At 49.5% G+C, this 15,163-nt stretch carries 8 protein-coding genes; all 8 read left to right on the top strand.

The genetic code is table 11. The features are described 5' to 3' along the window. Positions 1–877: 877 nt before the first annotated feature. The 8 genes from CX511_RS10010 (at position 878) to CX511_RS09975 (ending at position 15,052) form a co-directional block, all read left to right on the top strand. The gene (locus CX511_RS10010; protein WP_101292871.1) at positions 878–2,260 is read left to right on the top strand and encodes a YfjI family protein; all 1,383 of its coding nucleotides are present in this window, start codon (positions 878–880) and stop codon (positions 2,258–2,260) included. Continuing rightward, entirely contained in the window at positions 2,244–2,603 is a 360-nt protein-coding gene (locus CX511_RS10005; protein ID WP_101292870.1) for a hypothetical protein, read from the top strand. The genes CX511_RS10010 and CX511_RS10005 overlap by 17 nt, the downstream gene beginning before the upstream one ends. Continuing rightward, positions 2,581–3,561: an integrase domain-containing protein gene (locus CX511_RS10000; RefSeq protein WP_101292869.1), complete on the top strand. Its 981-nt coding sequence runs from the start codon at positions 2,581–2,583 to the stop codon at positions 3,559–3,561. The genes CX511_RS10005 and CX511_RS10000 overlap by 23 nt, the downstream gene beginning before the upstream one ends. Beyond that, positions 3,558–3,902, top strand: coding sequence for a hypothetical protein (locus tag CX511_RS09995; protein ID WP_101292868.1), 345 nt, complete (start codon positions 3,558–3,560; stop codon positions 3,900–3,902). The genes CX511_RS10000 and CX511_RS09995 overlap by 4 nt, the downstream gene beginning before the upstream one ends. Positions 3,903–4,427: 525 nt before the next feature. Next, positions 4,428–5,789: a DNA cytosine methyltransferase gene (locus tag CX511_RS09990; protein WP_101292896.1), complete on the top strand. Its 1,362-nt coding sequence runs from the start codon at positions 4,428–4,430 to the stop codon at positions 5,787–5,789. Positions 5,790–5,972: 183 nt separating this feature from the next. Continuing rightward, positions 5,973–8,084 carry a hypothetical protein gene (locus CX511_RS09985; protein ID WP_143527736.1) on the top strand — a complete coding sequence of 704 codons (2,112 nt, stop codon included), beginning with the start codon at positions 5,973–5,975 and terminating at the stop codon, positions 8,082–8,084. Positions 8,085–8,089: 5 nt separating this feature from the next. Further along, positions 8,090–9,631, top strand: a complete 1,542-nt coding sequence (locus CX511_RS09980; RefSeq protein WP_143527734.1) for a hypothetical protein — start codon at positions 8,090–8,092, stop codon at positions 9,629–9,631. Further along, positions 9,632–15,052: an ATP-binding protein gene (locus tag CX511_RS09975; RefSeq protein WP_143527732.1), complete on the top strand. Its 5,421-nt coding sequence runs from the start codon at positions 9,632–9,634 to the stop codon at positions 15,050–15,052. Positions 15,053–15,163: the final 111 nt, after the last annotated feature.

Genomic DNA, 15,163 nt, shown 5'->3' with positions numbered 1-15,163 from the left:
TCGATTTTGGCTTCTCCGGCTAAGCCCGTGAGCATGGGGAGGCTTCGCATCCCCATGCTCACGGGCTAACACTAGAAAAGCGACAAACGGCCACTCTGCCACTGACACCCACCGACTTCCAAGGCACGCCAGAGGTGGAATCTGGCGCATTTCCATGTGCCCGTCAACAATTGACCCGTGCCGCGGTGACCGATAGAACGAAGATTCAAAGCGCTGCCTTAGGCAGCACCCCAGATGACCAGAGCCTTCAAGGTCATGCCGCTAATCCGGTGGTTCATCCCAAAGTGCGATTCGCGCCCGGAGGCTCGCACGGTCATTCGCCAGAATGATGGACGCCCTCTAAACAATCCGCCTAGTGCGGCTGCCCACTAACCCTTTAGCCCTGCAGCAATGAACCTGCTCGGCCAACGTATTGCGCCAACCGTTCGCCCGTCTCTTTTTCCAGAAAAGAGACGGGCGCTCCTACCACTGCTGCAGCCCTGATCGCACAGGGCTTTGCGGCAATTCCCCGCGTGACAATCGGCGTGACAAACGCCGATGTCACCAGCAACAGCGCTGTAGATGATGGTGCCGCAGCCCAGGGAATGGACTGCACCTGACTGACAGTCAGGCATGTCCCGGTCATCGCAGTGCTGCTTGCACCTGGCTCAGGATCTCGCGGCACTGGTCTCGTCAGCCAATGCAGCCTCCACCCGCCCACCGGCAACGGTGCTCAGGAGGCCAGATCATGAGATGCCCTTGCTCCTGGTAGTAAGGAGCCGCCAGTCCCGCGTCAGTGGACACCCTCACAGGTCGCAGGGGCCTTGATCCCTGATAACACTCAGCATTCTTGGCGGGATGACGTGAGGGAGAGATCGGTAATTTATGGAGGAAGGCTATGCAACTGCGCGAAGTACAAGGGCCACCACGCCCCTTGTTGGAACAGCAGGTTACGCCCCTACCCTACCCGGTCGCGGCGCTGGGCGATCTATTGGGGTCTGCCGTGGAACGCATGGCCGATGTGATCGGCGTGCCCTGCGCCATGGCCGCGCAATCTGTTCTAGCCACGACAGCTTTGGCGAGCCAGGCGCACGCCAATGTTCACCTCGACGGCCGAATTTATCCGTTGCCGCTGTACTTGCTGACGGTGGCTTGCTCGGGTGATCGCAAGAGCGCGGTGGACCATATTGCGCTGCAGGCCGTACGCGACTGGGAAAGACAGCAGTGGATCGCCTATGGCGAACAGCTCAAGGCGCACCGAGCTTCAATGAGCCTCACCGCGAAGTCACCGACCTCGAAAAAGTCAGCACAGCTAGCGCTGGACGCCCAACCTGAACCCGTCCAACCGAGACTCCTCAGTGCTGAGCCGACCATTGAGGGCCTGGTCAAAAGCCTGTGCCACGGCTTGCCCAGCATGGGTCTGTTCAGCGATGAAGGCGGCCAGTTTTTAGGCGGCAGCACCATGAGCAAGAACAACATGATCAAGGCGATCACTCACTTGTCGACGCTGTGGGACGGCAGCCCGATTGATCGGTCGCGCGCGATGGCAGGGGAAAGTCTGCGTGCCTATGACCGCCGTCTCAGCATGCACTTGATGCTGCAACCCCGGCTTCAGGACGCAGATATCAAAGACCAGGGCATCCTGGGGCGCTGCCTGATCAGTTGGCCCGAGCGTCTGGTCGGACAACGGCTGTACAAAGCCATCGACCTGACCCGAGATCCAAAGGTGCACCTGTACCAGCAGCGCATCGCCGCGCTGATGCAGAAGCCTTGGTCACGGCATACAGATGGTGGCCTCACACCTGCGGTCATAGAGTTGAGCCCACGCGCCCGTGAAGCATGGATTGCCATTCACGACACCATTGAATGCGAGTCTGGGGAATTCGGCGAGCTGGTCAACGTGCAAGCTGCAGCGAGCAAAGCCGCCGCGAACGTACTACGCATGGCTGGTGTGATGGCGGTGGTTGAGGAGTCGACTGTATTGGAAGACATGCACATTCAGCGCGCCTCCACGCTGATGGATTACTACCTGGCCGAAAACCAACGCCTGACTGAACAGGAACCACTGAATAAGCTTCGCGCAGAGGCTGATTGCCTGCTGCGCTGGTTGATAAAGAAGAACTGGCCACCGTTTCGCCTGCGCGATCTCACGCGAAACGGCCCTCGGTTTGCCCGTAAAAGTACGCGGCACACCTTCGAGTTATTGCTGCAGCTGGTTACCCATAACTGGCTGGACAATGATGGGGATATATTCGAGGTGCGCCATGTTCCGACTCAATGACGCCGTGCGCCGCTATCAAGCGCAACATCGCTCGCCGACCGAGTTAAGGTGTGTCGCCGCCACAGCCACCACTTTGTCGCCACGTGCCAATCCAGATGCGGCGGGGGTTGTCGCCAGTGTCGCCGCTGTCGCCGCTCCAACATCTGAGTCAATCGACCTCGCTCGCCTCATCGAGCAATTGCAAGGAGAAGGGGCTTTGCTGCAACACAGCGAAAATGCCCTTCTTATCCGCCCAGCACACTTGGGACAATTGGACAGCATCAGCGCCCACTGGAAAGCCCTGCTGCTGCACCTACAAACCAACGATCAAGGTGAAGACAATGGTGCTGGTCGGTCGGCGTGACGGTCGCAACTTTGGCTATGGTCGCCAACTGAGCTATGCCGGGCGGCAGGCACTCGAGGATATGTTCGCAGGCGCCCACTTCGCCACCGTGAAAGCACACAGCGATCGCTGGCAAGCCTTCGTGCGCTGGTGCCGGTCACAGGACGGCCCCGGTTACAACGATGCGCGTCAGATCGATCGGCAGACGCTAAATGACTATGCCGCTTATCTTCGCCGAGAGATCCAGAATGGCGCACTGTGTATCGCCACCGCGCAAAACCGCCTGAGTAGCGTTAACCGAACCCTCGCAGCGCTGCGCGGTGATCAGAACGTGAGAGTTATCAGCCCGAGCCTGGCGTTGGGGCTGCAGCGCTCCAACGTACGCTTCCGAGCTCCAGATGGCCAAGAGCATGAACAGGTGCAGCGAGTAGTGCAGATATTGCTCGAACAACAGTACGAGCGAGTGGCAGCGATTGTCATGTTGAGCCGAGCAACCGGTATGCGCCTGCGCGAAGCGATCCTGGCGGACCTGCCGCGCTTGCAACACAAGGCCAAGCACTTGGGTCGTATCAATATCCAGGAAGGCACCAAAGGCGGCCGATCAGGCGCATCTGCACCGCGCTGGATCGCGGTAAATGAAAAGGTGAAAGCGGCGCTTTCCCTTGCCCAAAAAGCCTCGCCGGATGGAAGCCGCAATCTCCTAACCCGGGCGGAAACCTACGCTGCGTTCTTGCAGCAGACCGTGCGCTCGTCCCGTCACATGCTTAAAAAGCATGGATTGAAGGGATTCCATGACCTACGAGCAGCCTACGCATGCGAGCGCTACAAACAACTCACGGGGCATACCGCCCCGGTCAATAGCGGCGAAGGGGCTCGCATCGATCGCAATCTTGACCAAATTGCCCGCCAGCAAATAAGCCTTGAACTAGGGCACGGCCGAATCGATGTAGTGACTGCGTACCTTGGAGGCAGATCATAAGCAAGCCTTTCGACATGGAGCTTTTCTTAAGTGGTGTGCTGACCGGATCAAAATCGGTACAGCAACGACACATCCGCCAAGCCAAGATCATGCAGGCGGCAGTTCGTCAGCGCTGGCATCGAGAAAACCCTTGGACGTGGCAATATAAGCACTTTTTCTGGTTTCTCACTCAGCATCTGAAAATGCGGGCGAAAGACACCAGATATTACTACTACCTTACGGTTCTACTGATCCGGAAACGGCTCGGAGCCAAGAGCCAAATGAGAATCAATATCGACAGCAGAGATCCGCGCTTGGGTCGAGCACCGCGAACGGGAAAATCGCTGACTAACCGCCAGTGATTGAGAAAACCGCGGTTACAATTCACGGCTGCAGCGTTGACCAGATCGAAAGCTGTTTATAAATACAGTATAAACTTTGCATCAGAATCCGCCTGCACAGCGTCGAAGCTGTCTCGACACAGTCAATAAATCGGCTAGCTGTCAAGGGATTGACCCATATTTCTACACTGGTTGAAGGAACGGTCTTAGGTTTCCCTCACCACCCTGGCCTAAAGGGACTCGGTCATGCATCTACCGGTTGGCAGGAGAGAACATCCCGACCAGCAAAATAATCCCATAGGAATCAAAGGGATAAATTTGGATTCTCATCATGCTGTATCTGGGGGTTGCTTGCAGGCAGATCCATTTTCTAACACTATTGTGCCATTACGCCCTAATAAGGTCGAACCCGACGAGATGTCAAGTAAACTTTTTAGCCTAAGTATGGATGAGGCCCACGATGCGGCCGCAGCTATTGGCCAATCCTTTGGTTGCGCCCACGAGACGTCCGCTAGCTCGAACCCCGCCATACCCGGGCAGGAGAACATGAAAATTACCGATTTTTGCCCACTGCCCAGTGATGGGCAACCTCTACAGTTCGCGGACCTCTTCGCAGGCTGTGGAGGGCTATCACTTGGCCTGTCTATGGCGGGCCTCAGAGGTGTCTTCGCCGTCGAACGCGATAAAATGGCGTTTTCGACGCTATCAGCAAACTTGCTTGAAGGCCGGGAAGTACCAGTTAATCAATTTTCCTGGCCATCATGGTTGGAAAAAAAAGCTTGGGGTATTGATGACATCCTTAAGCAACACCCTGCCGACCTGTCCACGCTGAAAGGAAAGGTTCATATCTTAGCCGGGGGACCACCTTGCCAGGGCTTCAGCTTCGCTGGAAAGAGAGTAGAGTCTGATCCTCGGAACAAGCTTTTCGAAAAATATGTGGAAATGGTTGAAGCGATTCAACCGGCTGCGCTCGTTTTGGAAAACGTACCAGGCATGAAGGTAGCTCATACTGGTAAAGCATGGAAAGCGCTTGGGATTCAATTAAAGCCCCAGTCTTATTATGACAAGCTTGTAGAAAGCCTCAATAAAGTCGGCTATCAAGTTCTTGGAAAAATCGTTGACTCATCTCTCTTCGGCGTACCGCAAAAGCGACCACGCTTAATCGTTATAGGATTACGCAAAGATCTGGCGCTGAACCTCAAGGGAGGAGTTTCTCGGGCATTCGAGTTGCTAGAAAACTCTAGAATCCAACAATTGGAAGAATTCGACCTGCCAGAAAAAGTAAGTTCATGGGACGCTATTTCCGATCTTGAGACAGTGCACGCGGGCACTCGTCCATGCACGGACCCTTATTCTCGCAATGGGTTTCAAGAAATTGCTAACGCCAACGCTAGAACCACCTACCAACGACTTATGCGTGCTGGCAGCGGTACCGTACTAGATAGCGCTCGACTCGCCAAGCACAAACCCGAAATTCGTGAACGTTTCATGAACATCATTAACGATCCTGACTGTGTAAAAGGGTCATTGATGAATGCAGCGCAACGAGAAAAATATGGTCTGAAGAAGCATCGGATCTGTCTGATGCGTTCTAGCAGTCCCGCACCAACAATCACAACGCTTCCAGACGACGTCCTTCACTATAGCGAGCCGAGAATCCTAACTGTACGTGAGTCAGCTCGAATACAGTCTTTCCCTGACTGGTTCCACTTCCGAGGAAAATTCACCACAGGTGGAAGCCAGCGAACTAAAGAGTGCCCAAGGTATACTCAAGTTGGTAATGCAGTTCCTCCATACCTTGCGAGAGCAATCGGCTTGGCTTTAACGGCTGCGTTGAAAGAGGCGTCAGAATATGTCGATAGTGAAACAACAACACCAATGATACAAACCACATTAGATATAGCTTGATCTAGCGCTTAGTTAACCACTTGTCAAGCGCAAATGACGAGCCTAACTTTACTTCATATCTGGGCTGCGTGCATTGCGCGCGGCCAGATGCATCAAGGGTCTTTCTTCCCTCCAGGCTGTGTAAACTCAAGCGACACCTGGTCCGTAGAATCACTAAGATTTAATCTATAGCAAAGGGTTAATATGGAATCCAAAGAGCAAGAGGAATTGCTGTACCCAGAGGGTCTAATTAACTGGTCGGGCGCCAAAGACGGCGGGGTCAGAAAGCCGTTCCAGAAACAAACAGGACGGCCTGTTAAAGAACAGTTGACAACACCTCTCGTTGAAAAACTTTCAGAATGGGTGGACTCAATTTTAAACGGAGAACCAGAGGCACCAACGGCAATTCTACTGGTTGGGGGACCAGGAAATGGGAAAACCGATGCTGTGGAAGGAGCAATTGAGAGTTTTGACAAACTATCCGGCGCAAATGGTCAATTGCTAGCAAAGTTCGCAGCACAGTACGAACTACACTCTGACAGCCTCCCCCCTCGACGAACTGAAGTCATGTTAGATGGCCCACTCTTCGGGCTAAGCACCGTCACACCAACAATTAGGCTTGTGCAAGACGCCACTGACAAAGACCCAGCTCGCCCCGAGGAAACAGCTGAATCACTGCTGCTCAATGAACTTCGTGAAATTAAGGACGGCGAGTACACCGGCATATACATTGGCTGTGTGAATCGTGGCATTCTCGCAAACACCTCAGCATTGGCAATCCGAAACAACGACACAGAAATGGCGTCGTTTATTTCAAATATAATTTCTGCTGTGAGTGGCGGCGTGGATGCGCCTGCATGTTGGCCTCTCCTTGGAAGTCGCTTGGCGATCTGGCCAATGGATGTAGATTCGCTGGTGGCCCCTGTAAACAGTGCTACCAATAGAGCTGTCGCACATCAAATATTAGAAAAGGCATTAGCAGACTCCCAATGGAAACCAGCCTGCATCAATAGATCTGACTGCCCATTTTGTCAAAATAAAATGTTGCTTGCAAACGAAAAGGCTCGCGACAATCTAATTAAATTCCTTTACTACTATGAGCTGGCATCAGGAAAAAGGTGGACCTTCCGCGACCTCTACTCTCTAATCTCTCATCTTTTCATTGGTGAGCCTGGATCTTTAACGATAGACAGCAGAACCTATTCTCCGTGTGAGTGGACAGCCAGAATGCTCCTACTGGAAGATAAAGGTCCATCTACATTAGTTGGCGTGCGCGCGCGATACTTACTAACCTCCCGACTTTATCAACATAGGTTGTTTTCTAATTGGCCACGGCTTGCCTCAGGCAAACACCTTGAAGCATATCAGGCTGTGCTAGCTAGCTCTAAGCCCCCAGAACTACTGGACATCAAAGCTTTTAACAAGGCAAAGTATCATTTCGGATCTATCAAGACATTGTCCGAAAAAGAGCACAATGACATAAGTGAGCTTCTAGCTGGAGATTTCGCTACATTTCTAGATCCTGCACTACTGCACGGAGAACAACTTTTATATATAGATAAAGAAGAAGACTCAATCACAGCCAATACTGTAGACGAAAACTTCAGTCTATCCGTAAAAGATGGGCTAGCGCTCGTATCTACCAGGCTAACGGTAAGCGAGCGAAAACTACTATTGCAGCTTTCGGAAGCGGACGACGCCTTGATGGGCCAGTACCACCCGACGAAAGTATCGAAACAGGCTCGCCGCTTGCAATCTTCGATTAGGCAATTTGCGGGACGGCTAGCAAAAAGAAGCCTAGGTGTCAAATATGGCATCTCGAAGGATCTCGACTTATTTAGCCAATATGCCGACCTCTATAAAGCTGACGCCCAACATGAGTCCCTTGAGGATTTAGTCGAGCAGTTAGTCAATGATGACAGATCGTTCTTCAGAATACCTCTCTCGACGACATTCGGTCAGCCTGTAGCACATTGGGATCGAGAGGTTTCTCTTCGAGTGCGGAGTGTAAGAACCTCGATGGAAATGTTTAGAGGGGATATTCATCGCCCTGCTAATCGCTTTCCTTTCATGAAAGTCCACAACCGCTATATACCGGTAACTTTTGCGTTATACAAAGCATTAGTAGAGCTAGAAGAAGGTCTGGACCCAGCATCATTGCCAAGAGAAGTTTTCGCTTTATTCGACGAGGTAAAATCGGTAACCGCAGGCCAAATCGCGAGAGACAAGAGCTTTGTAGACGGCAACGTAGATCTCATCATCGGCAGAGACATTTTCCCATTGAAGGTGGGAAATATCATCAGATTCAAGGGGTAAGTACCATGGATAAATTGACTGAGTATTTGAATGATCCATGGAAACAAACCTACCTTCATGAGGCGTATAAAGATAGTTTTCTTCATTTGACGCCATCCCCTGAAGTAGCAACAGGCGAGATTCTGCTTGCGTCGCTATACCGCAACGTCGGCTTTTCTGATCACCAAAAGGTGGGGGAAAAGGTATGGGATTTAGGCACCCCGTACAAGAAACAACTATTGACCGAAAAACGCCCAGGTGATGGATCGAGTAGTGTAGCGTTCGATACCAAATTGTGGGCCACGGTGGTAGATCGTGTTATCGCAGCTCCGAATCTATCTGGACAATCTCGTCAGCGAGGAAACCAGATTGCTCCTTTGGTGCCAGACGCCACACTCTATTCCATGTCCGCCCGCCTAAAGGGAAACCCATGGAATCCTGGGAAACTAGTAGCGAAGATGATTGCGATTGGTTCCGGTGATTATGAGTCGGCGCTGAAATTGTGGTGCAAGCTTTTTGACAAGCTTAGCGTTTCTATTGAAGAGGATGACGTTTGGGCGAGAATGCTCCAGACAGAATTCGAATCATGGCGTGCAAGCAGCATCAAAAATGCCTGGCAAATGCCAAGCAAATTCCCTTTTGACGAAACACATTTCAACGACTTGCTAAATCTGGATTGCCCGGCAATACGTTTTGTAGAAGATCTTAAAATTGTCTTAGATCTCAAAAAGAACCTCACTCGTAGACAGTGGTCCAGCATGCTGGAGTCTCTCTGTAGAATAGGTTCAGCTTCCCATGTAACCTGGTGTTGTCATGCCAATGATAAGTGTCGTCAACTTATTGAAAATGCGCTTACGAATGACGCCCCGCCTACAGAGCAGGATGTTATTGAAATTCTATCAACTGGCAATGGATTTTGGAGCCTTGGCCAGCTTACGTCTAAGCCTTTGAAAGAAGCCGCTCGCCATTATATAGAAGGGCGCGGCGCCTTAAACTTGTTGCTACACATGCTTGAGCAAGCCAGTTTCGATATGCCAAGCATTCGACTTAAGTCAAGCTCAGACATAGCTGAAACGCTTAAATACTTAAGCAAAAATCGGTCTAAGTTTAACTTCAATAGCTACCTAAAAAACTTCAATCAAATAATTGAAAGTGATCCAAAAGTAGCTGATTGCAAGAAAGGCTCCTCAAAAAATGTTTTGGAATTTCTGGAGCACATTGTTCGTCAACGCATAACTTCAGAATCTGGTCTTGAAGGCTACGACCAAGGCTATTACATCGAGAAGAGAGGCAATTACGCCAGCTCTCCCTGGGTTGTAGGACTTGGTCCATTATCCACAATATTAATGGTTCACTGTGCCGCCAGCAGAGTCACTGGCCCTTGCACTGTCCAAGATTTATGCCACCAGTTGGCTGGATACGGCATAAACGCAGAGCTGGCCTTAGGGAAGGGTGAAATTTTGAATAAGAGATTACGAGACATGTCCATTGCTATTGATAGCCCTGACGCAGAGGGCGGCATGGTTATCGCAAGTCCGTTAGCTAGCAGAAACATGGAGGTTATTTAAGTGAACGGGGACTTCATCGAATATCTCGCATCCAAAATCAAAAACGACGCAGCCAAATTCATATCATCCGATGATAACAATCTTCGAGTGACGTTCACGGCACCTCCCTCAGGTATCCTTGACGAAATTTACGAAAAGTTTTCCACATGTGGTGACCGTTTAGAACTTACATCCAATGGGCATGTAAAATCTGTACCGGTGCTTCGCGTTCAAGAGGGAGTTGAAGATCCGCCACACCAGAACACTGCTCGTTGCTCAAGCAATCATGTAGTTTCGGTCCGTACTTCTTACGGGTCATATCTGGCGCTTTCAACACTTAATACTCCCCCTCTCCTTTCAACTGGGACCACCGCAAACAAGCTTGGCCTAAACCGGGTAAACCATGTGTCCTTTTCCACCTGGAAGGACGAACCATTTGTAAATGATGTCGTAACAGAAGTGTTGGCTAGGTTCTCCTATACCGAGGATGTGATCACCGAGCTGGTTTGGAAAGCCCTTGAGGAAGCGTTCATCGAATCCGCGCAAGCAGGAGACATGAGAGAGCCTTGGGAGCTACTTCAGGAACTATATGACCTTGGAGGTTATGGTAAAACTGGTCATGATCTGTGCCATGCTCTGGGAGTGCCTAAACTCGCTGAGGGTGAGATACCAGACACCACTATCAACCAAAATATTGCTAACTATTTGCAAGTTCAAGGTTTCACAGCTGGTACAAAGCTACTGCAAGAAGACGCAGGCTCAGAGCAAATTTCCGAGGCGCTAGCACGCTTCAGTCAGCACCTTGTAATGCTGTACCGAACGCCACAGCGATTTGTAGCGAGTCCGATACGAAACTACGCTAGCGTACGTAATATTCCTGACAGCTCATGGTGGGATGCACTGACGCAATCTATTTGGATTAAGCTATTAAACCAAGAAGAAAGCAAAACCTTCGGAACTCTTAAAGTAGCCTGTGAGAATGGGCTATTCCGCCCCACTCTGCCTAGCCAACAGGTAGTGGTGAAGGACACCCCAACATTCTCTCTCACTGCGGACGAGGAATTATTAGGGCAAGAGGTATCGGTTTATAGAGCCTCCGGACGAAAAGCTCTCGAACTCATTGACTCCATAAAAGTCGAAAAGTCAAAGACGGAGTGGTCCGACGACTCGTTGCCATGTAGCCACGAGCAACATCTTCGCTATGAGTTTATTTGCAAGAGCTTAGAAAAACCCGTCTCAATTAAGATAATATCACTTGACTCGTACACTCCCGCGATTGTTTTAAATTGCCGCTCAGCACAAAAATTAACTTCATTCAAGAGAAAAACCGTTGGCCGGGGAACAAATCTCAGCTCAGTATATGAATGCGAGCTAATCACCAATGGGTCCGGAACCCAAACCATCGAGTTATTCTACAATTGTGTAGCAAGTCTGTCCTCTAGTATATCCGGAACAACTGTAGAAGAGAGTGATTCCACCCCTACCAATTGGCCAATTACTAACTCTGAAGCAGAGAGCGGCCAGTCGCTAGCCGTCGTCGAAATTAGTGAAGATGGTCAACTTAATTTTGAAGTAAGGCTTCCAAATAGTGAAGTCACTACAAAATTCATTATCAATGTAAGCCCAAAGGAATTCACTGCCAAGGGCGCGCCCAGCGAATTTGCTCGACTAGTGATTAACAACTGTTCTCGATCGGAAAGCGTTGCGAAAACAGATGTTGAGCAGACCATGCTGACCTTACTTGAGCAATGGATATTAGATTCTGAAGATTCACACCAGCCTTTAATCATTGGCCCGGGATTTAAGGGTAGTTGGAGCCGCCCTGATTGGAAGCTGCGGCCGAAACTTTCCAATCTTGAAGTCTCTTTAGACCCACGCCCGAGAGCTGAAGAACTTTCTCCGACTGAAGAGTATTTGCGCTCGAGAGCGCGTGCATTGAAACTTTTAAGAGAACTTTGTAATGATAAAGGCTGTAGCATTGAGGCGCTCAGCCTCGGTCAAATCCTCCTCGACCAAAGCAACAGGGAAGTAATTGAATCATACATCCGCGAGTATGCGGAGTGGCTAGCAATCCCTAACTCTCTAGCTGGCTGGGCTGAGTTAATTACCGTCCACAAGTCTCAGTTCAACAGTGGATTTCTCGAATCAAAACCTGTAGCGATATTGCTGTCCCCATTCCATCCTGTACGACTAGCATGGCAGTGTAACGCTCAAATGCTGATGCAAGGCTCGATCAACGAAGGTTTGCCATGCCCGATAGCAGGCATCATCGAGCCATATAGTTTTCCTGACTGCCTCGCATTGAAATGCCGGGATATGGATGGTCGATTCACTCCAGTAGGGTATGTTGCCGTTAAAAGCTCTTCCGACTACTGGTCGGTATTATGGCGTACCGACCTTATCCATGAAGTTGCTCAAGCAAACTTTGTAGGGACATTCGGAGATGATCTTGGTATTAAACTAGAGGGCATGGTTAATGGATTCAATAAGCAGCAGGTAAAGCGCTCGCTAGACGAAATTCGACACCTGTACCCGGCAAAGTCTACCATTAGAGTCTCGCTGCATAGTGACCTGTCCGGGCATAGCTCCTGCAATGAAGGCATAGATGAGTGGTGCCTTGAAAATCTCGGCCCTGAGGTTGATGAGTGGTCCCCAGCACAAGGCTTAACGCTGAGGATTATTGACAAGAGACCACTCGACGAGCAGCCTAAGCCGGCAGTTCTAGCGTCTTTAACCGAACGCTCAGGCACTCAGATTAGATGGTACTCCAAGAGTACAGAAGGCCACGCCGAGCGTGACCTCTCAATAGTCGACCATCTACAGACTATGGACCAGCAGTTCCGTAAAGATGGCGTGCTCTCACCGGTCGATCCTACCTGCGTATCAAGATTCAGCATTAAAAAGAATGCGACTTCTCACAAGCAATACTTGTCCCTCTCCAGAGCAGGCCAATACGTTAGAGAACTGAGCGGTGACGGCCTACTGGAAAGTCTATCCAGAGCGCTCGATTTGCTGGAATCGCAGTGCGTCAATGAGGCTCAGTTTGACTGTTTGAGCTTTGCTCCAAACCTTCAAACTCTAAATGCTTCATTGAAGGACACCAGGTACAGCGCAATTTCCTCTGCGGCCGTAGACTCTACGTGTTTCCATAGCCCAGGCAACAATGCTTACCTTTGGGATTTTGAACTTCCTCGTTATGCTCCGGGCGCAGGTCACTCTAGCGGATTTTACTTGGTTGCGAAGCAGTCGCCTACAATGATTACGGCAGTTAGAAATGTTTTGATGCAGCTACCCGGCATCGAAACTACGAGCGACGAGCAAATATCTTCGCTACTTGACGAAATTTCTAAGAGAGGAATACCAACCCTTAAACGACTAACCAGCGGAGGTGCTGCTAGTTTAGGTGAAGTTGGTATGCTTATCGCTGCACGATTGCTCCAATCAAACTACAATACCAACGGGAAATTTGGCGGCTTAATCCCAGTAATCGGCAATCGGACTGTGAACCTTATTATTCCTGCCGATGTATTTCAACCTCGCTTTGATGAACTTCGTAAAGCACTGGGGGCGGAAACTAGAGAAAGACCAGACCTACTTGTTTTAAGTATCGCCTTTGGCATAGATTCCGGAACCAACTTCTTTGAGCCAAGCGCTCTTAAAATCACCCCCATTGAAGTAAAAACCCGATCCAATGAGATGACCGAAAAACAGCGTGATGATGCGTTAGCACAAGCGCAGTCATTTGCGACTTTCCTCTCTGAGCTGCAGGAACGCGCAATTGAATCCCCTCTATGGGGAATCGCTTATAGGGATCTAATTGGAGGCTGCGTGGATTATGGTTTCCGTGTCTACGGCGATACCGATGCAGCTCGCGCTAATCCTCACTGGGTAAATTACCATCAGCAAACAATCGCGGGATTGATGTCGGGAAGCTTGGAAACTGAAATAGATCAAGCGGGACGACTGATTTCTATTGAAAACACGCAAAATAGCAGAGTTCTCAGTTCAGGGAGCTCCCTACTAAAAAATATTGCCATCTTGGGATATGACTATGCTGGAGCATTGCTGGCTACAAATCAGCTAAAATCAATCAGCGACATGATAGATCAGGTAGATGACTGGGGGTTACTCGCTAAGATTAACACCGAATCAGTAGAGAAAACTTCTATTAACACTACCTCACAAGAAGGTGTGATAGAGCAGAATACTCTGCATGACGCGCATCCTTATCCTTTCATCCAACCCGAGTCAGCTTTCAAGGTCGCTGAACAGCATGAGACCGAGGAAACTTTCGAAACAATTAATCCATTATTTACAAAAGGATTAAACTTCAAGATCGGGGATACAAAAGACCTGATCGGGAGCAAGGAAGTATATTTCAATCCAGGCAATACAGAGCTTACCAATATCAACATTGGCGTAGTAGGTGACCTAGGCACTGGAAAAACCCAACTGCTAAAGTCACTAGTATATCAGATGGTAAAGCAACCCGAGCAAAACAGGGGGACTGCTCCTAAAGTCTTAATTCTGGACTACAAACGAGACTTCAGCGACCAAGAGGACACTTGCGAGTTTATCGAGAAGTCGAAGGTTAAGATTGTATCCCCATATAAAATTCCGCTCAATCTATTTTCAACTGGCGGAGACAGTTCTAACCGGGCGATGCTCGATAAAATTGGGTTTTTCAGAGACATTCTGCGTAAAATATTTTCAGTAAATGCACCAGTGCAAGATAAAAATCTCAAGGAAGCTATCAAAGCCGCTTATCATGACACTCGAGCAGCAGAAGACCGCGACCCCACCATATATGACGTGAGCAAACAATATTCTGCGCTCGTTGGTGACAAGCCTGACTCTGTCTTAGGCATAATCAGCGACCTGGTAGATTATGAGATCTTTGAAGAAGACCCTTCTAAAATTGTTAGTTTCGATGAATTTTTCGAAGGTGTAGTCGCGATAGACCTGAAAGACCTGAGTGATGAGAAATTAAAGAAGATGGTTGTGGTTATCTTCCTCAACCTATACTTCGACTACATGCTAAAATTAAAGAAAAGACCATTCATTGGGAAAAACCCGCAAACAAGATACATTGACTCTTATCTTTTAGTAGATGAGGCCCACAACATCATGCCATATGACTTTGATGTATTAACAAAGTTATTGGTACAGGGTCGGGCCTTTGGTGTAGGTGTTATTTTAGCTTCTCAGTATTTCAGTCACTTCAAAACTTCCAAGACAGACTATCTTGAGCCTATTGGCAGCTGGTTCATACATCAGGTACCTGGTCTAACGGCACGTGACTTGGACAAAATTGGATTACCTGCAGCGTCTGACAGCATAGTAAATCGCATCTCTAGTCTTGATAAATTCAATTCACTATGCAAGACACTTAACTGGAGCGGTGAATTCATTGAGGAAGTTCCATTCTACAAGCTTGACTAGTTAGATCTCACTACAAGCATGCCGGCACTTACGCATCAGTGCCGGCATGCCAAACTAAAACATCGACTGCTATTCTCACAAAACGAACCACAACATAAGTTCTCTTCAGAG

Origin of the sequence: Pseudomonas sp. S06B 330, assembly GCF_002845275.2 — a bacterium.
GTDB lineage: Bacteria > Pseudomonadota > Gammaproteobacteria > Pseudomonadales > Pseudomonadaceae > Aquipseudomonas.
Note: the sequence above shows the minus strand (reverse complement) of the source record. Positions and strands in the feature narration are given on the sequence as shown.

Bases quoted from the DNA above. Each gene is read 5' to 3' on its own strand.
- CX511_RS10010 (WP_101292871.1), top strand. From the start codon at position 878: ATGCAACTGCGCGAAGTACAAGGGCCACCACGCCCCTTGTTGGAACAG.
- CX511_RS10000 (WP_101292869.1), top strand. From the start codon at position 2,581: ATGGTGCTGGTCGGTCGGCGTGACGGTCGCAACTTTGGCTATGGTCGC.
- CX511_RS10005 (WP_101292870.1), top strand. From the start codon at position 2,244: ATGTTCCGACTCAATGACGCCGTGCGCCGCTATCAAGCGCAACATCGC.
- CX511_RS09980 (WP_143527734.1), top strand. From the start codon at position 8,090: ATGGATAAATTGACTGAGTATTTGAATGATCCATGGAAACAAACCTAC.
- CX511_RS09985 (WP_143527736.1), top strand. From the start codon at position 5,973: ATGGAATCCAAAGAGCAAGAGGAATTGCTGTACCCAGAGGGTCTAATT.
- CX511_RS09990 (WP_101292896.1), top strand. From the start codon at position 4,428: ATGAAAATTACCGATTTTTGCCCACTGCCCAGTGATGGGCAACCTCTA.